Source organism: Aeromonas sp. QDB20 (genome assembly GCF_027707805.1).
Taxonomy (GTDB): Bacteria; Pseudomonadota; Gammaproteobacteria; order Enterobacterales; family Aeromonadaceae; genus Aeromonas; species Aeromonas dhakensis.
In genome coordinates this window covers 14,053-35,659 of the sequence record NZ_JAPCJC010000030.1, presented here as the reverse complement: position 1 = coordinate 35,659, position 21,607 = coordinate 14,053, and the positions used below count along the sequence as shown (strand labels likewise).

The 21,607-nt window shown below is 64.6% G+C and carries 24 protein-coding genes; 11 read left to right on the top strand and 13 right to left on the bottom strand.

The window, feature by feature from the left end:
- Window positions 1-78: 78 nt before the first annotated feature.
- From PG897_RS21235 to trmL, 3 genes are all read left to right on the top strand, one after another.
- Window positions 79-774, top strand: a complete 696-nt coding sequence (locus PG897_RS21235; RefSeq protein WP_010635506.1) for a response regulator — start codon at window positions 79-81, stop codon at window positions 772-774.
- Window positions 771-2,126: an ATP-binding protein gene (locus tag PG897_RS21230; protein WP_005307577.1), complete on the top strand. Its 1,356-nt coding sequence runs from the start codon at window positions 771-773 to the stop codon at window positions 2,124-2,126. Before PG897_RS21235 ends, PG897_RS21230 begins: the two co-directional genes overlap by 4 nt.
- A 68-nt stretch (window positions 2,127-2,194) precedes the next feature.
- Complete coding sequence (gene trmL, locus PG897_RS21225) at window positions 2,195-2,665, top strand: tRNA (uridine(34)/cytosine(34)/5-carboxymethylaminomethyluridine(34)-2'-O)-methyltransferase TrmL (protein WP_026141165.1); 471 nt, start codon at window positions 2,195-2,197, stop codon at window positions 2,663-2,665.
- A gap of 28 nt (window positions 2,666-2,693) precedes the next feature.
- On the opposite strand, the gene dinF is transcribed toward trmL, so the two are convergent.
- The 4 genes from dinF to lexA form a co-directional block, all read right to left on the bottom strand.
- Window positions 2,694-4,115, bottom strand: coding sequence for an MATE family efflux transporter DinF (gene dinF, locus PG897_RS21220; protein ID WP_201882720.1), 1,422 nt, complete (start codon window positions 4,113-4,115; stop codon window positions 2,694-2,696).
- On the bottom strand, window positions 4,105-4,731 hold the full coding sequence (locus tag PG897_RS21215) for an SCO family protein (RefSeq protein ID WP_005307570.1): 627 nt from the start codon (window positions 4,729-4,731) through the stop codon (window positions 4,105-4,107). The genes dinF and PG897_RS21215 overlap by 11 nt, the downstream gene beginning before the upstream one ends.
- Before the next feature lie 209 nt (window positions 4,732-4,940).
- Entirely contained in the window at window positions 4,941-5,228 is a 288-nt protein-coding gene (locus PG897_RS21210) for a hypothetical protein (RefSeq protein ID WP_005307567.1), read from the bottom strand.
- Between the two features lie 446 nt (window positions 5,229-5,674).
- Window positions 5,675-6,298, bottom strand: coding sequence for a transcriptional repressor LexA (gene lexA, locus PG897_RS21205; protein ID WP_201882719.1), 624 nt, complete (start codon window positions 6,296-6,298; stop codon window positions 5,675-5,677).
- A 209-nt stretch (window positions 6,299-6,507) separates the two neighbouring features.
- Between lexA and plsB the strand changes: the two genes are divergently transcribed.
- Window positions 6,508-8,931 carry a glycerol-3-phosphate 1-O-acyltransferase PlsB gene (gene plsB, locus PG897_RS21200; protein WP_017766517.1) on the top strand — a complete coding sequence of 808 codons (2,424 nt, stop codon included), beginning with the start codon at window positions 6,508-6,510 and terminating at the stop codon, window positions 8,929-8,931.
- 61 nt (window positions 8,932-8,992) lie between these two features.
- On the opposite strand, the gene ubiA is transcribed toward plsB, so the two are convergent.
- Both ubiA and PG897_RS21190 read right to left on the bottom strand, forming a co-directional pair.
- Window positions 8,993-9,856 carry a 4-hydroxybenzoate octaprenyltransferase gene (gene ubiA, locus PG897_RS21195; protein ID WP_017780823.1) on the bottom strand — a complete coding sequence of 288 codons (864 nt, stop codon included), beginning with the start codon at window positions 9,854-9,856 and terminating at the stop codon, window positions 8,993-8,995.
- Complete coding sequence (locus PG897_RS21190; protein WP_005307556.1) at window positions 9,853-10,389, bottom strand: chorismate--pyruvate lyase family protein; 537 nt, start codon at window positions 10,387-10,389, stop codon at window positions 9,853-9,855. Before PG897_RS21190 ends, ubiA begins: the two co-directional genes overlap by 4 nt.
- 145 nt (window positions 10,390-10,534) lie before the next feature.
- Here PG897_RS21190 and PG897_RS21185 point away from each other — a divergent pair, with 145 nt between their 5' ends.
- Complete coding sequence (locus tag PG897_RS21185; RefSeq protein WP_005307553.1) at window positions 10,535-10,969, top strand: flagellar basal body-associated FliL family protein; 435 nt, start codon at window positions 10,535-10,537, stop codon at window positions 10,967-10,969.
- A 105-nt stretch (window positions 10,970-11,074) separates the two neighbouring features.
- Window positions 11,075-11,245, top strand: a complete 171-nt coding sequence (locus PG897_RS21180) for a hypothetical protein (RefSeq protein ID WP_005307551.1) — start codon at window positions 11,075-11,077, stop codon at window positions 11,243-11,245.
- A gap of 4 nt (window positions 11,246-11,249) precedes the next feature.
- Here the strand turns inward: PG897_RS21180 and PG897_RS21175 are convergent, their stop codons facing one another.
- The 4 genes from PG897_RS21175 to PG897_RS21160 all read right to left on the bottom strand — a co-directional run bounded on the left by PG897_RS21175 (window position 11,250) and on the right by PG897_RS21160 (window position 13,950).
- Window positions 11,250-11,585: a DUF2799 domain-containing protein gene (locus PG897_RS21175; protein ID WP_005307548.1), complete on the bottom strand. Its 336-nt coding sequence runs from the start codon at window positions 11,583-11,585 to the stop codon at window positions 11,250-11,252.
- Window positions 11,586-11,720: 135 nt separating this feature from the next.
- Window positions 11,721-11,843 carry a hypothetical protein gene (locus tag PG897_RS21170; protein WP_005307545.1) on the bottom strand — a complete coding sequence of 41 codons (123 nt, stop codon included), beginning with the start codon at window positions 11,841-11,843 and terminating at the stop codon, window positions 11,721-11,723.
- 74 nt (window positions 11,844-11,917) lie between these two features.
- The gene (gene acuI / locus PG897_RS21165; RefSeq protein ID WP_099359909.1) at window positions 11,918-12,898 is read right to left on the bottom strand and encodes an acrylyl-CoA reductase (NADPH); all 981 of its coding nucleotides are present in this window, start codon (window positions 12,896-12,898) and stop codon (window positions 11,918-11,920) included.
- A gap of 29 nt (window positions 12,899-12,927) precedes the next feature.
- The gene (locus tag PG897_RS21160) at window positions 12,928-13,950 is read right to left on the bottom strand and encodes a LacI family DNA-binding transcriptional regulator (protein ID WP_017766511.1); all 1,023 of its coding nucleotides are present in this window, start codon (window positions 13,948-13,950) and stop codon (window positions 12,928-12,930) included.
- Window positions 13,951-14,202: 252 nt separating this feature from the next.
- On the opposite strand from PG897_RS21160, the gene PG897_RS21155 reads away from it, so the two are divergent.
- From PG897_RS21155 to PG897_RS21145, 3 genes are read left to right on the top strand one after another with little or no spacing between them, the layout of a single operon-like run.
- The gene (locus PG897_RS21155; RefSeq protein ID WP_005307534.1) at window positions 14,203-14,646 is read left to right on the top strand and encodes a PTS sugar transporter subunit IIA; all 444 of its coding nucleotides are present in this window, start codon (window positions 14,203-14,205) and stop codon (window positions 14,644-14,646) included.
- 32 nt (window positions 14,647-14,678) lie between these two features.
- Window positions 14,679-14,966 (top strand): PTS sugar transporter subunit IIB, encoded by a 288-nt coding sequence (locus PG897_RS21150; RefSeq protein ID WP_201882710.1) that lies wholly within the window; start codon window positions 14,679-14,681, stop codon window positions 14,964-14,966.
- Window positions 14,967-15,026: 60 nt separating this feature from the next.
- The gene (locus tag PG897_RS21145) at window positions 15,027-16,283 is read left to right on the top strand and encodes a PTS ascorbate transporter subunit IIC (RefSeq protein ID WP_201882709.1); all 1,257 of its coding nucleotides are present in this window, start codon (window positions 15,027-15,029) and stop codon (window positions 16,281-16,283) included.
- A 65-nt stretch (window positions 16,284-16,348) separates the two neighbouring features.
- Here PG897_RS21145 and waaA read toward each other — a convergent pair whose 3' ends face one another.
- Complete coding sequence (waaA, locus tag PG897_RS21140; protein ID WP_201882708.1) at window positions 16,349-17,614, bottom strand: lipid IV(A) 3-deoxy-D-manno-octulosonic acid transferase; 1,266 nt, start codon at window positions 17,612-17,614, stop codon at window positions 16,349-16,351.
- Between the two features lies 1 nt (window position 17,615).
- Window positions 17,616-18,725 carry a lipopolysaccharide heptosyltransferase II gene (gene waaF / locus PG897_RS21135; protein WP_017766506.1) on the bottom strand — a complete coding sequence of 370 codons (1,110 nt, stop codon included), beginning with the start codon at window positions 18,723-18,725 and terminating at the stop codon, window positions 17,616-17,618.
- A gap of 241 nt (window positions 18,726-18,966) precedes the next feature.
- On the opposite strand from waaF, the gene PG897_RS21130 reads away from it, so the two are divergent.
- Window positions 18,967-19,755 carry a glycosyltransferase family 2 protein gene (locus tag PG897_RS21130; protein ID WP_117405897.1) on the top strand — a complete coding sequence of 263 codons (789 nt, stop codon included), beginning with the start codon at window positions 18,967-18,969 and terminating at the stop codon, window positions 19,753-19,755.
- Between the two features lie 84 nt (window positions 19,756-19,839).
- On the opposite strand, the gene PG897_RS21125 is transcribed toward PG897_RS21130, so the two are convergent.
- Window positions 19,840-20,883 carry a glycosyltransferase family 9 protein gene (locus PG897_RS21125; protein ID WP_201882707.1) on the bottom strand — a complete coding sequence of 348 codons (1,044 nt, stop codon included), beginning with the start codon at window positions 20,881-20,883 and terminating at the stop codon, window positions 19,840-19,842.
- A gap of 222 nt (window positions 20,884-21,105) precedes the next feature.
- Here PG897_RS21125 and coaD point away from each other — a divergent pair, with 222 nt between their 5' ends.
- Entirely contained in the window at window positions 21,106-21,588 is a 483-nt protein-coding gene (coaD, locus tag PG897_RS21120; RefSeq protein WP_017783649.1) for a pantetheine-phosphate adenylyltransferase, read from the top strand.
- Window positions 21,589-21,607: the final 19 nt, after the last annotated feature.

The following is a 21,607-nucleotide window of genomic DNA, read 5'->3' as shown; positions in this document are numbered from 1 at the left end:
TTCCTCTTGCGGTTAAAAATCTATTATACCCTGACCCCTGCGCCAGTCTGGCGCGAAAAATCAGCGGAATGACTTCAGATGCACAAAATACTCCTGGTCGACGACGATCTCGAGCTGACCCAGTTGCTCACCGAAATTCTGACCCTGGAAGGCTTCCAGGTGACCGTCGCCGAGGATGGCGAAGAGGGGTTGCAGCGGCTGGCCGAACAGCACTTCAACCTGGTCCTGCTGGACGTGATGATGCCCAAGCTCAACGGCTTCGCCATGCTGACCCGGCTGCGCAAGACCCACGACACCCCGGTGCTGATGCTGACCGCCCGCGGCGACAGCCAGGATCGGGTCAACGGGCTGGAGGCCGGGGCCGATGACTATCTGGCCAAGCCGTTCGATGACAGGGAGCTGCTGGCCCGGGTGCGCGCCATCCTGCGCCGCACCCAGGGCAGCCAGCCCCAGCGCGGCGGCAGTTCGGACGAGGTGCGCTTCATGGATCTGGTGCTGCAGCCCGGTCTGCAGCAGGCCAGCTGCCACGGCGATCTGCTGGAGCTGACCGCCACCGAATTCGGCCTGCTGGAGTGCCTGTTGCGCAATCCAGGCCAGATCGTCAGCAAGAGCCAGCTCTCCGAGCTGGTGCTGGGCAAGAAGCTGGAACCCTTCGACCGCGCCATCGACATGCACCTGAGCAACCTGCGCAAGAAGCTGCCTGAGCGCACCGACGGCCAGCCCCGCTTCAAGACGGTGCGCGGCCGTGGCTACCTGTGGCTGGAACAGGCATGAGAACGGCCCGCACCTTCAACGGTCTCTCCACCCAGATCTTCCTCTGGTTCTGGTTCATGCTGTTGCTGGTGGTGGCCGCCGTGGTGATCCTGCCGACCCTGGATCCCCGCAACATCATCCCGCTGCCGGCCCACGAGATCGCCCGTCTCAACAACAATCTGAAGGCGCTGCAGAAGGGGGCGGATCCCACTCAGGATTTCGATCTGGCCCAGGCCATCGACGCAGCTGGCCTGCTGCCGGTAGACAACATCTACCTGCGCGATGCCAAGGGGCAGATGCAGTCCAGCACCCGCCTGAGCAAGTTCGTGGTCCGTTTCATGCTCGATTCGGACAACCCGGCCAAGCCCATGCTGGGCAGCGAGCACAAGCGGGCCATCGCCGGCCCCTTCCAGATGGAGCATCGCGGCCAGATCTACCACGTCTACTTCGGCCTCAACGTCGAGAACTCCTATCTGTTCCTGTTCATCCAGATCCTGGATCATCCAATCCAGATCCTCGGCATCGCCATGCTGGTCAGCACCCCGCTCTGCCTGCTGCTGGCCTGGCGACTGACCCGCCCCATCCTGCAGCTGCAGCAGTCGGTCTCCCAACTGGCGGAGGGCAATCTGGAGGCGCAGATCCCCAACCTGGGGCGGCGGGACGAGATAGGCCAGCTGGCGGATCACGTCAGCCACATGGTCGATACCCTCAAGAACATGATCCAGAAGCAGAAACAGCTGCTCTCCGACATCTCCCACGAGCTGCGCAGCCCGCTCACCCGCATCCAGCTGGCGCAGGCACTGATCCGCCGCAAGCAGGGGGATAGCAACGAGCTGGCCCGGATCGAATCGGAGATAGGCCGGCTCGACAAGCTGATCGGCGACCTGCTCGATCTGTCGCGGGTGCAACAACATGTGGAGGCGCCGGTGGTGATGCCGCTGGCCGATCTGCTGGAACCCATCCTGGACGACGCCATGTTCGAGGCAAACCAGAGCGGCAAGCAGCTCCGGCTGCCGCCGCTGCCCACCGACTCCCTGCGGATGTGGCCCGATCTGCTGGCCCGGGCGCTGGAAAACCCGCTGCGCAACGCGCTCAAATATGCCCGCGAGTTCATCAAGGTGGACTGGTACCGGGAGGGTCGGGAGTGGGTGATGACCATCCGCGACGACGGCCCAGGCGTACCGGTGGAGCAGCAGCCGCAGCTGTTCCTGCCCTTCTTCCGGGTGGATGACGCCCGCAACGCCAAGACCGGCGGCACCGGATTGGGGCTGGCCATCGCCGCGGAGGCCATCCTGCGCCACGGCGGCACCATCCGCGCCAGCAGCAACCACCCGGCCGGGCTGACCATCACCATCCGCCTGCCCATCGGCTGAGCAGGCCCTTTTCATCCGCCCGGGCGCTGGGTATGCTGGCGCCCTTTTCGCCCCATTAGGACGCCGTCATGCTCGACATCGTGCTCTACCAACCGGAAATTCCGCCCAACACCGGCAACATCATCCGCCTCTGCGCCAACACCGGCTATCGGCTGCACCTGATAGAGCCGCTGGGGTTCGAGTGGGATGACAAGCGGGTGAAACGGGCGGGGCTCGACTATCACGAGTTCGCCGAGGTGAAGCGCTGGCCGAACTTCGAGGCCTTCCTGGCGGCGGTAGCGCCGACGCGGGTATTTGCCTGTACCACCAAGGGGCGCACCGCCCATTCGGCAGTGCAGTTTGCCGCCGGGGACGCCCTGTTGTTCGGGCCCGAGAGCCGCGGCCTGCCCATCGAGATCATCGAGAGCCTGCCGTTCGAGCAGCGGCTGCGCATTCCCATGCTGCCCCAGAGTCGCAGCATGAATCTCTCCAACGCGGTGGCGGTATTCGTCTACGAAAGCTGGCGCCAGCTGGGCTACCCGGGCTCGCTGCAGGTCTGAACCGGATCAGCCTGGCTAGATAGCGGGCTCAGGAGGAGGCCTGCTGCGCCTCCCCCGCCCCATGGGGTGAGTGGAGCAGCCGACCATCGCGCTCCAGCTGCCAGCAGAGCCAGCCCAGCGTCAGTCCCCGCCCCGCCATCAGGGCCGCCATCGCGGCCCACAAGGCCGCCACGCCCCAGCCCTGACAGAGCCACCAGACCGGGAAGAAACCGCCGAGGGCCGCCACCAGCATGCTGTTGCGCATCTCCCGGGCCCGGGTCGCCCCGATGAAGACCCCGTCCAGCAGGAAACACCAGACCGCCAGCAACGGCATGGCGATAAGCCAGGGCAGCTGCGCGTTGGCCGCGGCGATCACCGCCGGCAGATCGGTGATGTGTGCGATCAGCTGGCTGCCCTCCACAGCAAACAGCAGGCTGAAGCCCAGCGCAATCAGCAGCGCCCAGCCGAGGTTGAGGCCGATGGCCTCCCGCAGTCCCTGCCGATCCCGCCGCCCGATGGCGCGGCCCACCATGGCCTCCACCGCATAGGCGAAGCCGTCCAGCCCGTAGGAGATGAGCATCAGGAAGTTGAGCAGCACCGCATTGGCGGCCACCGCCACGTCTCCCAGCCTGGCCCCCTGCAGGGTCATGAAGGCGAAACAGAGCTGCAGGCAGAGGGAGCGGATGAAGATGTCCCGGTTCAGGGCCAGCAGTCGCAGCAACGCGGGCCACTGGCACCAGCGCTGCCAGGCTCCCTGCCATGCCGTCGGCGCCAGCCGGCTCAGGTGACGGCTCACCAGCCAGAGTCCCAATCCGAGCGCGCTGTAGTCCGCCAACAGCGAAGCGCCAGCCACCCCCTTCACCTGCCAGCCCAGCCCCAGCACGAACCAGGCATCGAGCCCCATGTTGACCAGGTTGGTGAAGATCAGCAGCAGCATGGGGCTGCGCGCATCCTGCATGCCCAGCAACCAGCCCATGATCACCAGGTTGCAGAGCGCCGCCGGGGCGCTCCAGATCCGTACCGAGACGTACTCGGCGGCATAGTGCTGCACCTCGGTGGAGCCGCCGCTGAGGGCGATGAGGGTGGGGAGCAACGGCAGCAACAGCAGCAACAACGCCAGCCCCAGTGCGATGGCGAGCCCCAGCGCCCTGGCCAGGGTATCGAGCTGGCCGGCCGGGCTGCTCGCGCCATGGGCCTGGGCGGTCAGGCCGGTGGTGGACATCCGCAGGAAGCCGAGCAGCCAGAACAGCAGGTTGATGAGGGTGGCGCCGACCGACACGCCGCCGAGGAACCAGGCCTGGCCGAGATGACCGATCACCCAGGTATCCACCAGCCCCAGCAGCGGAGTGGTGACATTGGAGAAGACCATGGGCAGGGCGAGGGCAAACACGGCGCGATGGCGGCGCCCGTCTCGCCACCAGACGGGGGTCAGCATGCCGGAGGATGTCCGTTGCTCATCACTATTCGCCATCCAGCCGCACTATCCTGGCAAAGTCCGACACCATGCTCGCCATCACCACCCTGGGCACCCCGTCCTCGCTCAGACGGGGGCGAAACACGGCTTCCAGTTTGCCGGCCGGATTGATCAGCACGATGGAGGCGGAGTGGTCAATCAGGTAATCCTTCTCCCCCTGATCGGCGATGGAGTAGATGAGCCCCAGATTGCGCACGAAGGGAAACAGCTTGTCGTGAGGGCCGGTCGCCGCCTTGAACTCCGGGTTGAAGAAGGCGGTATAGGTCTTGAGGCGGGCCACGTCGTCCCGCTGCGGATCCGCCGAGATGAACACCACCTGGCTGCTCGGAGCTATTTTTTTCAGCTCGGGATAGACGGAACGCAGATCCGCCAGGGTGGTCGGGCAGATGTCGGGGCAGAAGGTGTAGCCGACGAACAGGAAGGTCCAGTGGCCGGTCAGGCTGGCCGGCACGAAGGGCTGGCCATCCTGATCGGTGAAGGCAAACGGATTGATGTCCCGCCCCGCCGGGTAGTAGTCGGCGTGCTCGGGCAGGGAGGGCTGGCTCCAGTAAAAACCGCCCATCATGCCCCCGACCAGCAGCAGAAACAGCAAGGGGTAACGTGGTTTCACCATAAAAAACAAACCCTTTACGTCGACACGCCCGCCAGCCGGGCCAGAATGAAAGGGTTATTGTAACCCAGTGAGCACCGGGCCGGTCACTCCCTTGTCACGGTTGCCCGTTCGCTGGCCAACTTTGGTCAGAAGATGACGCCAGGGTCTGCAAAGCGACGCCGGATCGCCCAAAACGACAGCCCCACCGGGAGGTGGGGCTGTTAACGGGGTCAGGGTTGTTGTCGGCGCCGCTCGTGCAGGCGGCGGCTCGAGGCGCGCAGCGGGATGACAGGGGCGGTCCAGAGATCATCAGCCAACCCCTGCTCGTGATGGCTGTGAAACAGGCGCACCAGGCGGACAATCTTGTCCTTCGGGCACCCCAGCCAGATGGTCCAGCAGGCGCCCTTGTGGTGCACCCAGAGCGCGTAGAAACGGGTCATCCGGTTACCCTTGATGAAACGGGTGATGGAAGAAACGGGCGATGCCAGACCCGGATCCCATGGCGAGCTTGAAGCCATACCTGTCCTCCTTGATCAACAGGTCACGTCGACCGGCACCGTCCACCACCGCAAGGGGCGACCCGATGACTGCCGCGTGTCGACTGCGCGAGTGTGCCGCTGTTGTGCCGACTGCCGGCGCCCTGCTGGCCACTCTCCCTTCTATCCCGCTGACGCCTCTGCCCCCGGACGAGGCACACATGCTGCCTGCACCGGGCGCGAAGCGCTTGTTATTCCCTGCTGCCCTCGGGGTTCCTGCCACCAGCGACGCGAAGCTGCGCGTCTTGCCGAGCATCGGGGGGCGGCTCACGCCAGTGAGCCAGCCTTACCAAATGATATATCTGAAATGAATCGCCTGCGGCGAGCGCCCGCAGACAAAAGTGCCGGGTATCAGGATCTGATTGAAATCACGGGGAAAGGAGCGCAGAAACAACAGGGCCTCCCATGGGAGGCCCTGTTGGCACGGATTACATCCAGTCGGCGTTGCGAATGACGCCGACCGCCAGCCCCTCGATGGTAAGGTGCTGGCTGGCGAGATCCACCTCGATGGGGGAGAGCTCTTCATTCTCCGGCAGCAGCCACACCTGGCTGCCCTTGCGCTGGAAGCGTTTGACGGTGACATCTTCGTCGAGCCGCGCCACCACCACCTGACCGTTGCGTACATCCTGGGTCTTGTGCACCGCCAGCAGGTCGCCATCCAGAATGCCGATGTTCTTCATGCTCATGCCCTGCACCCGCAGCAGGAAGTCTGCCCGCGGGTGGAACAGGGCGGGATCCACCTGGTAGTGGCTCTCGATGTGTTCCTGGGCCAGGATGGGCTCGCCGGCAGCCACCTTGCCGATCAGCGGCAGACCGCTCTCTTCCAGCTGCTCTTCCTCTTCAAGCAGCAGGCGGATGCCGCGGGACGTGCCCGGCATGATCTCGATGACCCCCTTTTTGGCCAGGGCCTTCAGATGTTCCTCGGCCGCGTTGGCCGACTTGAAACCAAGCTTCTGGGCAATCTCGGCGCGAGTCGGCGGCATGCCGGTCTCGTTCATGTTCGCCTTGATCAACTCCAGCACTTCGGCCTGGCGGGGAGTAAGGGGTTTCATAGCATGGGCACCTGTCTTTTTATACAGCACACTGGCAGTATATACAGTGCAGTGGCCAAGGCAAGCCGCAGCTGACATTTGTCGCGCCCCTCTGTTCATTTCATTTGCCATGGTTTTGATCCCGCGCAGCCGACTCATCGTACCTCTCGGCGACAAGCAGTCGGTGATTTGCTATGCTCACGCCGCATTTTTTTGGAGAGCAGACGCACATGTCCCTTGGACAGAAGATTTCCAGAGCCATCTTGCAATGGCCGGTCAGCGGCTTGGTCAATCACAAGAGCCTGCCGGAAAACCCCATCACGGAACTCAAGCTGGATCCGGCCAGACCCATCGTCTATGCCCTGAAGACCAGCTCGATCACCGACCTGATGACCCTGCAGCAGTGCTGCGAGGATCTCGGTCTGCCCGGCCCCTTCACGCCGCTGGAGCTGAACGGCCAGCTGCTGCCGCGCTATGTCTGTCTTGATCGTCCGCCTCCCCTGTTCGGCAAGCGCAGCAAGCCGCTCCCCTTCCTGCAGGAGTTCCACCAGTTGCTGGATTTGCACAAGCAGGATCCGGCGCTGGACATCCAGGTGGTGCCCGTCACCCTGTTCTGGGGCCGTGCCCCGGGTCGGGAAGGCGAGGAGGCCTCCGGCTGGAACATCATCAGCAGCCTGGCACCGAACCGCCTGAAGAAGGCGCTGATCGTGATCCTGAAAGGACGCGAGAACCTGGTGCGCTTCTCTCCGCCGCTCTCCCTGCGCTACATGGCGGACAAGCACGGCACCGACGAGGCCATCGCCCACAAGCTGGCGCGGGTGGCTCGCACCCACTTCAGCCGCCAGCAGCTGGCCGCCACCGGGCCCAAGCTGCCCAACCGCAACCTGCTGTTCAAGCAACTGCTCGACTCTGGCGTGATCCAGCAGGCCATCGAGGAGGAGGCCCAGCGCGAGGGGATCAGCCTCGATAAAGCCCAGAAACGGGCTCACGGCTACATGGACGAGATCGCCTCCAACTTCTCCTACCGGTTGATCCGCCTCGGCGAGAGCTTCCTCGGCTGGCTGTGGAACAAGCTCTATCGCGGCCTGTCGGTCAACGGCGCCGAGAAGGTGCGCCAGCTAGCCCAGGAGGGTCACGAGATCGTCTACGTGCCCTGCCATCGAAGCCACATGGACTACCTGCTGCTCTCCTACGTCATCTATCACCAGGGCATGGTGCCGCCCCACATCGCGGCCGGCATCAACCTCAACTTCTGGCCGGCGGGCCCGATCTTCCGCCACGGCGGCGCCTTCTTCATCCGCCGCACCTTCAAGGGCAACCCGCTCTACAGCACGGTATTCCGGGAATACCTGAACCTGCTGTTTGCCAAGGGCTACTCGGTGGAGTTCTTCACCGAGGGCGGTCGTTCGCGTACCGGTCGCCTGCTGCCACCCAAGACCGGCATGCTGGCTATGACCCTGCAGGCCATGATGCGCGGGCTCGATCGGCCGCTCACCTTCGTCCCCGTCTACCTGGGTTATGAGCACGTGATGGAGGTGAACACCTACCACAACGAGCTCAAGGGCAGCCGCAAGGAGAAGGAGAGCTTCCTGCAGGTGCTCGGCATCCTGCGCAAGCTGCGCAACTACGGCCGCGGCTTCGTCAACTTCGGCGAGCCGCTGACCCTCAACAGCTACCTCAACGAACACGTGCCGACCTGGAAGGAGCACATCGGCGAGGAGGAGCGCCCCGAGTGGATGGCGGGCACCGTCAACCAGCTGGCCGAGCTGCTGATGACCCGTATCAACGGCGCCGCCGCCGTCAACGGCCTGACCCTGAGCGCGCTGGCGCTGCTGGCCGCCGAACGCCATGCCCTCACCCGCGACGAACTGCAGGCCCAGCTCAACACCTATCTGGACCTGCTCAAGCAGGTGCCCTACAGCCCGCACAGCACCATGCCGGCCGAGGATGCCAAGACCCTGCTGGATCAGGCGATGGAGCTCAACAAGTTCGAGGTGAGCGAGGACAAGCTGGGGCAGATCATCAGCCTGGACCGCTATCAGGCGATCCTGCTGACCTACTACCGCAACAACATACTGCACCTGTTCGCCATGCCCTCGCTGGTGGCGGCCCTGATCGAGCGTTGCGAGGGGATCTCCCGCAGCGAGATCGTCGCCCGCTGCATCGACATCTACCCGCTGCTCAAGACCGAGCTGTTCCTGCGCTACGAAGAGGATGAGCTGCCAGAGCTGATCGATGCCCTGCTGGCCGAACTGCAGCGCCAGCAGCTGATCGAGGCCCGCGACGGCGGCTTCTGGGTCAATCCGGTCAACCAGACCCGCCTGTTGCTCCTGGCCGAGAGCATCCAGGAGACCCTGCAGCGCTACGCCATCGTGCTGACCCGGGTGCTGGCCCAGCCCCGTATCGAGGCGGAGCAGCTGGAAGCGGACGGCCTGATGATGGCGGAGCGCCTCGGCACCCTGCACGGCATCAACGCCCCCGAGTTCTTCGACCAGAAGCTGTTCAGCACCCTGATCCACACCCTGCGCAGCGAAGGCTATCTGGATCCGGGCTGCAAGCCGGATCTAGGCCGCTTCCAGGCGCTGGCCGACAACATAGTGCCACTGCTCAGCACCAAGATCCGCCGTACCATTCAGGCGGGCAACCGGACCTGAGCAGGTACACACCAATGAAAAAGGCCGCATGTCGCGGCCTTTTTCATTGGGGAAAACGAGTTCACAGGTAGCTGATCACCACCCCGGCGAAGATCAGCGCCCCCACGTAGTTGTTGTTGAGGAACGCCTGGAAGCATCCTTCCCGCGCCCGCTCCCGGATCAGCCGCTGCTGATAGACGAACAGCGCCGCCGCCGCCAGCAGCGACCAGTAGTAGCTGGATCCCAGCTCGCTCAGCTGGCCCACCAGCAGCAGGATCAGCAGGGTCAGCAGCTGAAGCGCGCCGATGATCCGCTTGTCGTGGCGGCCGAACAGGATGGCACTCGACTTGAGACCGAGCTTGAGGTCGTCGTCCCGGTCCACCATGGCGTACTCGGTGTCGTAGGCGATGGTCCACAGCAGGTTGGCGAGAAACACCAGCCAGGCCACGGCCGGCAGGGCGTTGGCCTGGGCCGCGTAGGCCATGGGAATGGACCAGGAGAAGGCCATGCCGAGCACCAGCTGGGGGATCTGGATGTAGCGCTTCATAAAGGGGTAGCAGACCGCCAGCAGCAGGGCCGCAAACGACAGGCCTATGGTGAGCGGGTTCATGGTCAGCACCAGGGCGAACGAGATGAGCGCCAGCACGGCGAACAGCGCCAGTACCTCCCGTGGCTTGACCTTGCCCATGGGCAGCGGTCGGCCGGCGGTACGCTTCACGTGACCGTCGAAGTTGCGATCCGCATAGTCATTGATGACGCAACCGGCGGAGCGCATCAGAAACACCCCCACCACGAACACCAGCAGGGTCCAGAGATCCGGCAGGCCATCGGCCGCCAGCCAGAGCGCCCACAGGGTCGGCCACAGCAGCAGCAGGGTACCGATGGGCTTGTCGATGCGAGCCAACTGCACGTAGGCCAGTCCCCGCTCCTTGGTTAACAGATTCACTCCAGCTCCTTGTTGCATGACAGAGAGGGCAAGAAGAGTTCATGGACCAGCAGTGGCCATTGCCCCAGAAACAGACGGGAACGGCGTCCCCACACGATGCCGGCCGGGCACCAGGGATTGCTCGCAATCTCGAAACAGGCCAGTTGCAGGTGATCGCGCCGGGCAGGCTCGTCACCGAAGATACGCTCACCCAGAGGCTGCTCGCCCAGCTCGCGCAAGCCGCTGTCAGGCAAGGCGGCCTCGGCGAACAGGGTCCAGCCCAGCAGGGCCGGCCCCCGATCACCGTGCAGGATCACCTCGCGGCACAGACCTGCCGGGTGATCGGCGGCCACCAGCTGCTGCTCGTCGGCATCGAGGGGGACGCTGCGGTTGCCGAGCAGTTGCACCGAAAAGTGGTGATTGTGGCGGCGCAGGCGCCGGGTCATGGAGTCCGCCTCCAGCAACCAGGGCAGCAAGGCCTCGGGCGGCTCGCACTGCGCGGGAGTCCGCCAGGGCTCCAGCCGGACAAGGGGAACAGTCAACTCGGACTTCACAGCTTCACCATCCGGAGATTTCCGTTATCAGGTTAAAATCCGGTTTATTATCCGTAAATCAATCGAGAATTGTAAGAACATCCGTGCTTGACGGCCCCGATGGCAACATCAAAAATGGGGTATCTCTTGCTGATGAGCCATCCATATGAAGCTATTCAAATTTCTGCTGGTGTTGTTGCTGAGCTGCGGTGCACTCCAGGCCTATGCCTCCGAAGGGGGGGAAGCACCCGCAGAAGGAGAAGCGGCGGCGGCCAAGCCGGGATTCCTCTACCACCTGCTGGATCCCGACATCATCACCAACTACCTGAGCGACGGTAAAACCCTCGGCTACGTCCGGGTGACGGTGGAGCTGATGGCCGAGAACGAGGCCGACCTCAAGCTGCTGGAGCAGCATGACCCCCTGATCCGCGACGCCATCATCCGCCTGATGGGCAGCAAGACCGCCGATCAGATCAAGTCCCTGGTCAGCCGTGAAGACCTGCGCAAGGAGTGCGAGACCCGGGCCAACGAGCTGCTGGTGAAAGAGAGCGGCAAGAAGGCGATACGCGAGCTCATCTTCACCAAATTCCTCTATCAGTAAGGTCCCCTCATCACGAGCGGGCCATGCGATCATCTGGGCCCGCTCGCTGTTTTAGAAATGAAAATTGATTACACTAGGGCCCACTGAGTTGTCGAGGTAGTCGGAATGGGCAACAAGACCCTGTGTGAATGGCGTCGCAGCGAGATCCCGGCCGATCTCAAGACCCTGCGCAAAATCGTGCGCAAACCCAAGTTCGTCTGCGGCAAGTGTGCCCGCAGCGCCAACGACAAGAGCTATCTGTGTCAGCCGCTGCGGTTGAAAGAGAAAGAAGCCTGACCGGCTATTGATCGGTCCAGCCCTGGCGCCCCTGCTCGAACAGCCGGCGTGCCTGGACGTCGTTGGGGCAGACCCCGCGGTACTCCTCGCCGGAACGGCCCGCCAGATAGAGATGTTCCGGTCGGCAGTACCAGGCCAGCCCTTTCTGGTGTCCCTGTTTCCACAGCTCGGCATTCACCTTCTCGCCGCACTGGGCCTGATGGAACTCGACCCGCTCGGCGGTGAGGCCCAGCTTGCCATCCGCCTCCCCCACCTCGCTCCATACCTTCTCGCACGGATCATCCGAGTGGGAGGCACAGCCCCCAAGCAGGGCGGCAAACACTATCACCGAGAGTCGCATAATCATCCTTGAGTGTCGTTTGGGCAGTTCATTCTAGCCAGCCCGCCGCCGGCCTCCAAGTGCCCGTCCCCATTCCTGTGAGCCGCCCAAAAAAACAGGCGGGCCCGAGGCCCGCCTGTGTATTCAATACGCGGATTACTGGTCGTCGAGAGGGTCATCGTCCTGCCAGCTCTCGTCTTCCCATTCATCCAGCTCGTCCTCCCAGGATTCCGGTTCCCACTCGTCGTCGAGGTCGTAATCCGGCTTGTGTCCACCCATGCTCATTCTCCTTGGATAGTGCACCCGCACTCAAAGTCTATCCAGAAAAATGGGGCTCGCCAGTCAGCGGGAGTTCAAAGTTTGACCAGGGTGCGGCCAGCAATCTTGCCCTGGGTGATGGCCTCGGCGGCCTCCACCACCTGCTCCAGTCCAATCTCGGTCACCGCCTGCGCGAAGAAGCTGGCGGGCAGATCCCGGGCCAGTCGCAGCCAGGCCAGCTGGCGACGTGCCAGCGGGCACATCACCGAGTCGACCCCTTGCAACCGCACGTTGCGCAGGATGAAAGGCATCACGCTGGTGGGCAGATCGAAACCGCCCGCCAGACCGCAGGCCGCCACGGCGCCGCCGTAGTTCATCTGGGCCAGCAGCTTGGCCAGCACCTGACTGCCGACACTGTCGATCGCCCCGGCCCACAGCTGCTTCTCGAGCGGCTTGGCAGGCTCCAGCAGCTCGCTGCGCGGCACGATGCGGCTGGCACCGAGCGCGGTCAGCATCTCGCCCTGCTCCTCGGGACGACCGGTCAGCGCCGCCACCTGATACCCCAGCGCGGCCAGCAGTGCGACCGCAGTGGAGCCCACCCCGCCGGCGGCGCCGGTCACCAGGATCTCGCCGCTCTGCGGGGTCACTCCCGCCTCTTCCAGCGCCAGCACGCAGAGCATGGCGGTCAGGCCGGCGGTGCCGATGCACATGGCCTGGCGCTCATCCAGCCCGGCCGGCAGCGGCACCAGCCAGTCGGCCTTGACCCGCGCCTGTTCGGCCATGCCGCCCCAGTGCCCTTCCCCCACACCCCAGCCGGTCAACACTACTTTGTCGCCCGGCTGATAACGCTCATCGGCAGACTCGAGCACGGTACCGGCGAAGTCGATGCCGGGCACCAGCGGCCACTGGCGCACTATCTTGCCCTTGCCGGTGATGGCCAGCCCGTCCTTGTAGTTGATGGAGCTGTAACTCACCGCCACCCGCACTTCGCCTTCCGGCAGCTGGCTCTCGCCCAGCCGGGTGAGGGTCGGTACCGTCTTGCCTTCTTGGTTTTCCAGTAACAGAGCCTTGAACATGGTTGCCTCTTTGATGAGTGTGAAAAGGGTCAGCTGCTTTGCCGCTTCTGCAGCTGGAAGTCGAGGGTCAGCGCCGAGCCCATGACGGGTTCACCGGCCAGCTGACGCAAGATGAGATCGGCTGCCTCCTGCCCCATCCGCTGATAGGGGATGCGGACCGAGGTGAGGGCCGGGTAGCAGGCGCGCGCCACGTCCAGATCGTCGAAACCGGCGATGGCGAGCTTGCCCGGCACATTCAGGTGGCGACGCTGGCATTCGAACAGTACCCCGGCCGCCAGCTCGTCGTTGACGCAGACCAGCGCATCCAGCTCGGGCCAGCGCAGCAGGAACTCCCCCAGCATGGCCGCCCCGGTGCTGAAGCTGGGTCGCTCCGAGGTGTTGATGATGGCGTCGGGGGAGAGGTAGTTGTCCAGTAGTGCCTTCTGCCAGCCCTGCATGCGCTGCTGCAGCATCCACTGCTCCTGGCGGGCGCAGAGAAAGCCGATGTTGCGGTAGCCGCGCTCGATGAGGTGGCGGGTCAGCTGATAGCCGGCATCGAAGTTGGAGACCCCGACGTTCATGTCGATGGGGCTGCGGGCCATGGCCCCCACCTCCACCACCGGCAGGCGAGCCGCCTTCAGCCGCTGGCGGATGGTCTCGCCGGGATCGCTGCCAAACAGCACCACGGCCGCCGGATTGTGCTGCAGAAAGCTGGTCAGCAGGCTCTCTTCCTGCTGTTTCAGGTGCTGGGCATCCCCCAGCATGATCTGGTAACCCTCCCGGCGCAGGCTCTGCTGCAGCCCGGCGATCACCTCGCCGCAGCCGCAGTCGGTCAGGCTGGGCACGATCACCACTATGGTCTGGGAGGTGGCGGATGCCAGCGCCCCCGCCGCCCGGTTGGGGATATAGCCGAGTTCATCCACCGCCGCCTCGATGCGCTCGCGCATCTTGTCGGATACCAGCTCTGGGGTACGCAGGGCGCGCGACACCGTCATGGCCCCCACGCCGGCCAGCTGGGCCACATCGTTGAGGGTCACCCGACCCGTGCTACGGCGTTTCTTCGCTTCTGACATCCTTTCCCTTCCTCGGCATACGGGTGCTCACTTTAAGGCAAAAGCGGGGCACTGACTATTTGCTCAAACCGGATTTTACCCCCTTTGAGGCCGACAAGGGGCAGGATGAATCCCTTCTGTGAGAGAAATGATAGCGCTATCACAGATCGATGTTAGCGCTATCTGGTAGCGCTAACTTTCGCGATCAGGCTCACAGTTATCAGCCGGCAAGATCGCTAGATTGGCGCCATCTTATCCAGCCCGGACACTGCCATGCTGACCCAATTGCTGACCGAGGAGGTCATTTCCATCGAAGCGGGCGCCCGCGACTGGCGTCACGCCATCGAGCTGGCCACCGCCCCCCTGCTGGCCAACGGCACCATCGAGCCCTCCTATGTGGCGGCGCTCTATCGCTCCCACGAGGAGCTCGGCCCCTACTACGTGCTGGGCCCGGGCCTGGCCATGCCTCACGCCCGCCCGGAAGACGGCGTCAACCGGCTGGGACTGGCGCTGACCGTGCTGAAGGAGGGGGTCAACTTCGGCTCCGAGGGCAACGACCCGGTCCGGCTGCTGGTAACCCTGGCCGCCAGCGACAGCAACTCCCACGTGGAGACCATCGCCCAGCTGGCCGAGCTGTTCATGAATGAAGAAGACGTGGCGGCCATCATGGCGGCCACCAGCAAAGACGACATCCTGCGCATCCTGGCGCGTTATTGAGTGGCGCCCTGCGCCCGACAGAGGAAGAGAACATGAAGATTCTGGTTGTATGCGGACACGGCCTGGGCACCAGCCTGATGATGGAGATGAGCATCAAGAGCATTCTCAAGGAGCTGGCCGTGACGGCCGAGGTGGATCACCGGGATCTCGCCTCCGCCGGCAGCGAGAGCGCCGAGATCTTTGTCGCCACCCGCGACATCGCCGAACAGCTGGTCAGCATGGGGGTCGACGGCCGGCTGGTATCCCTGGACAACATGGTCGACAAGACCGCCATGAAAGAAAAACTCGCCATCGCCCTGCGTGAGCTGGGCGCACTCTAACCCCTTTGCGACTGTCTGGGCGGCCGGTGAGCCGCCGCTTCCATCTGCTTGGAGCTGACCATGGAATTTTTCAATTTTCTGATGTTTGACGTGCTGTCGGAGCCGGCCGTGCTGGTTGGCCTGATCGCCCTCATCGGCCTGATCGCCCAGAAGAAACCGGTGACCGAGTGCATCAAGGGCACGGTCAAGACCATCATGGGCTTCGTCATCCTGGGGGCCGGCGCCACCCTGGTGGTGAACTCGCTGGGCGACTTCGCCACCATCTTCCAGCATGCCTTCGGCATCAAGGGGGTGGTACCCAACAACGAGGCCATCGTCTCCATCGCCCAGCAGTCGTTCGGCAAGGAGATGGCGATGATCATGTTCTTCGCCATGCTGGTGAACATCCTGATCGCCCGGCTCACCCCGTGGAAATTCATCTTCCTGACCGGTCACCACACCCTGTTCATGTCCATGATGGTGGCGGCCATCCTCTCCGCCGGCGGCATGAGCGGTATCCCGCTCATCGCGGTGGGCAGCTTGGTGGTCGGCGTGACCATGGTGCTGTTCCCGGCCCTCGCCCACCCCTACATGAAGCAGATCACCGGCTCCGATGACGTGGCACTCGGCCACTTCTCCACCTGCTCCTACGTGCTGGCCGGCTGGATCGGCGCCAAGTTCGGCAACAAGGCCCACAGCAGCGAAGAGGTGCAGGTGCCCAAGAGCCTGCTGTTCCTGCGCGATACCCCGGTGGCCATCTCCTTCACCATGGGCATCATCTTCCTTATCACCTCTCTGTTTGCCGGTGCGGATTACGTCTCGGAAGTCGCCAAGGGCAAGCACTGGTTCATGTTCTCCCTGATGCAGTCCATCACCTTCGCCGCCGGGGTCTACGTGATCCTGCAGGGGGTACGGATGGTCATCGCCGAAATCGTGCCGGCCTTCAAGGGGATCTCCGACAAGCTGGTGCCCAACGCCAAGCCGGCGCTGGACTGCCCCATCGTCTTCCCCTACGCCCCCAATGCGGTACTGATCGGCTTCCTGTCGAGCTTTGCCGCCGGGCTGGTGGGCATGGTGCTGCTCTATCTGCTGGGGCTCACCGTCATCATTCCGGGCGTGGTGCCGCACTTCTTCGTCGGCGCGGCGGCCGGGGTGTTCGGCAATGCCACCGGCGGCCGTCGCGGTGCCATCCTCGGGGCCTTCGCCAATGGCCTGCTGATCACCTTCCTGCCGGTGTTCCTGCTGCCGGTGCTGGGGGATCTCGGCTTTGCCAACACCACCTTCAGCGATGCCGACTTCGGTGTGGTGGGGATCCTGCTTGGCCTTATCATGCGCTGAGCCGGTCTCTGAAATGCAAAACGGAGCGCGAAGCGCTCCGTTTTTTTATGCCCACCACTCCCAACTCAGTCGTTCTCCAGGCTGGCGAGGCAGTGAGACAGGGTGCGCGCCAGCGCTCCCTGGTTGCGCAGCACCACGGCGCGGGCCTGCTCGCCCATCTCCCGGCGCCGGCTCTCGTCGGCCAGCAGACTGCTCACCTGCTCCCCCAGCTCGGCGGCATCGGCCACCACGGCGGCGCCACCCTGGGCCACCAGCTGGCGGGTGATGTCGCTGAAGTTGAAGTAGGCGGGGCCGCTCAGGCAGGGTTTGCCGAGCGCAGCAGGCTCCAGCAGGTTGTGGCCGCCCACCTTGACCAGGCTGCCGCCGACGAAGGCCACATCGGCCGCCGCCAGCATCAGCGGCAGCTCGCCCATGGTATCCCCCAGGTAAACCTTGTCGCGCTCGCCCACCACACTGCCCGCCGTGCGCCGCACGCAGCCGTAGGGGGTGCACAGCGCCGCCACCCGCTCGAACCGCTCGGGGTGGCGCGGCACCAGGATCAGCAGGGCCGACGGCTGCGCCGCAAGCACCCGATCGAAGGCGGCCAGCACCTGCTCATCTTCCCCCTGATGGGTGCTGGCGGCGATCCAGACCGGCCGATCCGTCCCCAGCAGCTGGCGCAGGGCGCGGCCCTTGGCCTGCACCTGCTCATCAAGCTGGATGTCGAACTTGATGGAGCCGGTCACCGCCAGCCGCTCGCGCCCCAACCCCAGCCGATGGAAGCGATCCGCATCGTCCTGGTGCTGGCAGAGCAGGTGGGTCAGCGGCCGGCTGAGGGCATCGAAGGCGCCCTGAAAACGGGCGTAACGCCGGCAGGATCGCTCCGAGAGGCGGGCATTGATGATGGTCACCGGCAGGTGGCGCGCCTCGCAGGCGGCCAGCCAGTTCGGCCACAGTTCGGTTTCCATCACCCAGAGCGCGCGCGGTTTGACGGCCTTGAGGAACGCAGCCACCGCCCAGGGGTAGTCGAGCGGCGCGTAGCGGTGCTCCACCAGATCCCCCAGCCTGGCGGCCTGCTCGGCGCCGGTACGGGTGGTGGTGGTGAGCAAGACCGGCAGATCGGGCCGCTCGGCCTTGAGGGCGCGGATGAGGGGGCTGATGGCCAGCGTCTCCCCCACGCTCACCGCATGGATCCAGAGCGGCGCCTCCTGCCCGGTGGCGGGCGTTAGCCCCAGGTGCTCGGCCCAGCGCTTGCCAAAACCCGGTTTGCCCCTCTTCGGCTTGTAGAGCGCCAGCAACGCCAGCGGCAACCCCAGGTGGATCAGCAGGTTGTAGAGCAGCCGATAGCCCATGCTAGTGCTGCTCCCCGCGCTTGCCCGGCTCGGCGACAAAACGGGGCGGTTCGCCGGGCGCCAGCGGCGGGGCCGGCGTCTCGCTGCACTCCAGCCGGCGGCCGGCCTCGATGACCTGCTCCGGCATCAGCTCGATCAGGCACTTGAGGTGACCGAACTTGCAGGTGCGCTTGAAGCAGGGGCGGCACTCGATGTCGGTGTGGACGATCTCGACCCGGTCCGCCAGCGGCGGGGTGTAGAGCGGCGAGGTGGAGCCATAGACCCCGATCAGCGGCCGGTTGAGGGCGGCGGCGACGTGCATCAGGCCGGAGTCGTTGGCGATCACCCGTCCGGCCAGCGCCATCAGGTCGATCGCCTCGTACAGGCTGGTCTTGCCCGCCAGCACGTGGCAGTTGGGGCGCGACAGCGGATTGATCCGATCGCGGATGGTGTTGGCCACCGCCGCGTCCTTGCCGGAGCCGAAGATCCACACCTGCCAGCCCTCGTCGAGGTGCTTTTGTGCCACCACGGCGTAGTGGCCCTCCGGCCAGCGCTTGGCCGGGCCGAACTCGGCCCCCGGGCAGAGCACCAGCACCGGGCGGGCGCGATCCAGCCCGAGCCGCGCCAGCGCCTTCTCCTGGTTGACGAGATCGACGTTGAGGGCCGGCTGGGGGATGGTCGGGATGTCGGCCCGGCTCTTCATCTGCGCCTTGGGATAGGCCAGTGCCAGGTAGGCCTCCACCATCAGCGGAAAGGCGGACTTGTTGCTGCGCATGTCGTTGAGCAGGCCAAAGCGGTGCTCGCCTTTCCAGCCGGTGCGCACCGGGATGCGGGCAAACCAGGGGATCAGCGCCGACTTCATGGAGTTGGGCTGGATGATGGCCTGATCGTACTTTTCGGCCGCCAGCTGCTTGCCGAGCCGACGGCGGGCTCCCAGCTTGAAGTCGCCGTGGCCAAGCGGCATCGGGATGGCCTTGTCCACCTCCGGCATCCGCTCCAGCAGGGCACCACACCAGGCGGGCGCCATCACGTGCAGCTCGCTGTCTGGGTGGTTGGCCTTGATCGCCTTGTAGAGGCTCTGGGACATCACCATGTCGCCGACCCAGGAGGGGCCGATCACCAATATTTTCATCTCGCACTTCTCCAGGGCCACGCCCTGCGGTTAATCGTTGCTGGCCGAGATTATGCCCGAAGAATGGCCCGAGAAATAACAGAAGATCCCGCTGCCATGCATCCTGGCGCCAAAAAACAACCCATTTGAAACCGACACGTATCCCGCCGCCGGAACCATGCTCCGCCTGCCGTTTTAGGCTAGAATGGGCGCCAATTTGAGCATGGCCCGCCAGTCGGGCGCCAACAAGAGCCTTTAATCCGTGAACAAACCGACTCTGGCGGCTGTCCTTATCGTCAAGAATGAAGCCGAAAACCTGCGCCCCTGCCTCGCCTCCCTCGACGGACTGGTCGACGAGATCGTCATCATGGACTCCGGCAGCCAGGACGAGACCCCGGCCATCGCCGCCGAATTCGGCGCCCGCTTCTTCGTCAACCCGGTGTGGCCGGGCTTCGGCCGCCAGCGCCGGCTCGCCCAGTCCCACGTGCAATCCGACTGGGTGCTGTGGCTGGATGCGGACGAGCGGCTCACCCCCGAGCTGAAAGCCGCCATCGCCGCCGTCATGGCCAACCCGGCCAGCGACACCATCTACTCGATCCCGCGCCTCTCCTGGGTGTTCGGCCGCTTCATCCGCCACAGCGGCTGGTACCCGGACCGGGTGCTGCGCCTCTATCCCAAGGCGCTCACCAGCTACAACGAGGTGCTGGTGCACGAGAAGGTGGAGGTGCGCGCCAACATGAAGATCGTCAACCTGCACGGCGACCTGCTCCACTTCACCTATCGGGATCTGGAGCACTACCTGGTCAAATCCGCCGGCTATGCCCGCGCCTGGGCCGATCAGCGCACCGCCCGCGGCAAGAAGGGCTCCCTCGGCCAGGGGCTGGTGCACGCGCTGGGTTGCTTCCTCAAGATGTACCTGCTCAAGGCCGGCTTCCTCGACGGCAAGCAGGGGCTCCTGCTGGCCATCCTGTCGGCCCACTCCACCTTTGTGAAGTACGCCGACCTCTGGATCCGCCAGCAGCCGCAGGCACCGGATCAGGCGAACAAGTAAGCCGCCGCAGACGGGGCTGCCAGCGAGCCCCCCATACGAGACAGGGCCCTTGAAGGGCCCTGTCTGCATTTGCGCTATCCGCGATCACTGCTCGCTGCGCCAGAACGGCGGCGCCCAGCGGGCGATCGCCGCCGCCATGGTCTTGGGATCGAGCTGACTCATGTCTTCCGGGTGATCGCTGTCTTCCGGCGGGCTGAACGCCAGGTGGCGCCCCTCGCTGTTGAGCGGACGCCAGCGCAGCGGCGTTGCCGAGCGGTGCGCCGGGAAGAAGCCGATGGTGGGCACATCCAGCGCCGCGGCGATGTGCAGCGGCCCTGTGCTGCCTGCCACGAACAGGGCGGCGTTGGCCATCACCTGGCAGAACTTGGGCAGCCCCTCCTCGGAGCGGTAGATCCAGCCGTTGCCACCGTGGGCCAGCAGCTCGGCCGCCAGCTGTTCAGCGATCTTCTCCTCCCCCGGCCCCGCAGTCAGGATGCACTGCAGCTCGGGACAGGCCTGGTTGAGCTTGATGATGAGGCGGGCGTACTGCTCGATGGAGAGGTTGTTGGCCGAGCCGCCGCTGCCGGCATGCACCATCAGCCAGGGGCGGCCGGCATCGAGCCGCAGGCGGGCGGCAACCTGCTCGCGCACCTGTTGCAGGCTCTTCGCATCGAATCTGAGGTAGGGGCCCTGCGGCTCCACCGCGCTCACCTGCTGGTCGGCAAGGAAACGGCGCACCAGATCCAGGTTGTATTCGTACTCCGGCTTCTGGGAGCGGGAGCGGCGCTGGATCAGGCGCTGGTTGTAGAGCACCTGGGCCAGCTTGGTGGCCGGCGCCAGCCGGTAGGGAATGTGCGCCTTCCACACCAGCATGGCGTTGCGGGAGTTGGAGAAGAGGCAGATGGAGGCATCGAAGGCGGCCGCCTTGATGCGTGCCTGCAAGGCACGTTGCTGTTCCTTGTCGGCCCGTGAGCCCGGATCCAGGATGATCTCGTCAATCCAGGGGCAGAGGCGGGCCAGCGGCGCCGTGTAGGCGGGAACCAGGGCAGTCACATGACACTCCATGGAGCGCTTGAGCATGGCAAAACTCGGCCAGGCCAGCATGAAGTCACCAATCTTGTCATTGCGGACTACCAGAATACGTTTCATAAAAAATCCCTTTGCTCCCTGTCACCAACGCAAGGAGGCTTGATGCGCGATGCGGTATTCTTGCCTGATGTATCGCTATTCTCAAGCGAAGACGCCCGTCGGTGCTGATTTGACGCGGCAAAGCCACCATCGGGGCGCCAAAACTCGCCCCAAGGCGGTCGCGCCAATCCCCCAACAGACCCTATAATGCGACCAAATTTCCCGGTTGCAGGAATCAGCAGCATGACCAACAAGGTAATCTATCCCGGCACCTTCGATCCCGTCACCAACGGCCACACCGATCTCATCGGCCGGGCCGCCAGACTGTTTGACCAGGTGGTGGTCGGGGTGGCCAACAGCCCGAGCAAGCGGCCGCTGTTCGATCTGGACGAGCGGGTTCAGCTGGCCCGCCAGGTGACCGCCCACCTGCCCAACGTCAAGGTGGTCGGCTTCTCCGGCCTGCTGGTGGACTTTGCCAAGGAGCAGCAGGCCAACGTGCTGATCCGCGGTCTGCGCGCCGTCTCCGACTTCGAATACGAGTTTCAGCTGGCCAACATGAATCGCCGCCTGATGCCGGAGCTGGAGAGCGTGTTCCTCACCCCGGCCGAGGAGAACTCCTTCATCTCCTCCACCCTGGTGAAGGAGGTGGCCCTGCACGGCGGCGACATCCGCCAGTTCGTCGACCCCATAGTGGCAGCCGCCATCAAGGCCAAACAGACCAAGTAACAACGAAACAGGCTACCCG

Excerpts from the sequence above, each read along its gene's own strand:
- plsB (WP_017766517.1), top strand. The coding sequence starts at position 6,508 with ATGTCCCTTGGACAGAAGATTTCCAGAGCCATCTTGCAATGGCCGGTC.
- lexA (WP_201882719.1), bottom strand. The coding sequence starts at position 6,298 with ATGAAACCCCTTACTCCCCGCCAGGCCGAAGTGCTGGAGTTGATCAAG.
- PG897_RS21230 (WP_005307577.1), top strand. The coding sequence starts at position 771 with ATGAGAACGGCCCGCACCTTCAACGGTCTCTCCACCCAGATCTTCCTC.
- acuI (WP_099359909.1), bottom strand. The coding sequence starts at position 12,898 with ATGTTCAAGGCTCTGTTACTGGAAAACCAAGAAGGCAAGACGGTACCG.
- PG897_RS21210 (WP_005307567.1), bottom strand. The coding sequence starts at position 5,228 with ATGGCTTCAAGCTCGCCATGGGATCCGGGTCTGGCATCGCCCGTTTCT.
- PG897_RS21160 (WP_017766511.1), bottom strand. The coding sequence starts at position 13,950 with ATGTCAGAAGCGAAGAAACGCCGTAGCACGGGTCGGGTGACCCTCAAC.
- waaF (WP_017766506.1), bottom strand. The coding sequence starts at position 18,725 with ATGAAAATATTGGTGATCGGCCCCTCCTGGGTCGGCGACATGGTGATG.
- dinF (WP_201882720.1), bottom strand. The coding sequence starts at position 4,115 with ATGGCGAATAGTGATGAGCAACGGACATCCTCCGGCATGCTGACCCCC.
- PG897_RS21235 (WP_010635506.1), top strand. The coding sequence starts at position 79 with ATGCACAAAATACTCCTGGTCGACGACGATCTCGAGCTGACCCAGTTG.
- PG897_RS21185 (WP_005307553.1), top strand. The coding sequence starts at position 10,535 with ATGAAGCTATTCAAATTTCTGCTGGTGTTGTTGCTGAGCTGCGGTGCA.
- PG897_RS21180 (WP_005307551.1), top strand. The coding sequence starts at position 11,075 with ATGGGCAACAAGACCCTGTGTGAATGGCGTCGCAGCGAGATCCCGGCC.
- PG897_RS21175 (WP_005307548.1), bottom strand. The coding sequence starts at position 11,585 with ATGCGACTCTCGGTGATAGTGTTTGCCGCCCTGCTTGGGGGCTGTGCC.
- PG897_RS21150 (WP_201882710.1), top strand. The coding sequence starts at position 14,679 with ATGAAGATTCTGGTTGTATGCGGACACGGCCTGGGCACCAGCCTGATG.
- PG897_RS21125 (WP_201882707.1), bottom strand. The coding sequence starts at position 20,883 with ATGAAACGTATTCTGGTAGTCCGCAATGACAAGATTGGTGACTTCATG.
- PG897_RS21155 (WP_005307534.1), top strand. The coding sequence starts at position 14,203 with ATGCTGACCCAATTGCTGACCGAGGAGGTCATTTCCATCGAAGCGGGC.
- trmL (WP_026141165.1), top strand. The coding sequence starts at position 2,195 with ATGCTCGACATCGTGCTCTACCAACCGGAAATTCCGCCCAACACCGGC.
- PG897_RS21170 (WP_005307545.1), bottom strand. The coding sequence starts at position 11,843 with ATGGGTGGACACAAGCCGGATTACGACCTCGACGACGAGTGGGAACCG.
- PG897_RS21145 (WP_201882709.1), top strand. The coding sequence starts at position 15,027 with ATGGAATTTTTCAATTTTCTGATGTTTGACGTGCTGTCGGAGCCGGCC.
- waaA (WP_201882708.1), bottom strand. The coding sequence starts at position 17,614 with ATGGGCTATCGGCTGCTCTACAACCTGCTGATCCACCTGGGGTTGCCG.
- coaD (WP_017783649.1), top strand. The coding sequence starts at position 21,106 with ATGACCAACAAGGTAATCTATCCCGGCACCTTCGATCCCGTCACCAAC.
- PG897_RS21215 (WP_005307570.1), bottom strand. The coding sequence starts at position 4,731 with ATGGTGAAACCACGTTACCCCTTGCTGTTTCTGCTGCTGGTCGGGGGC.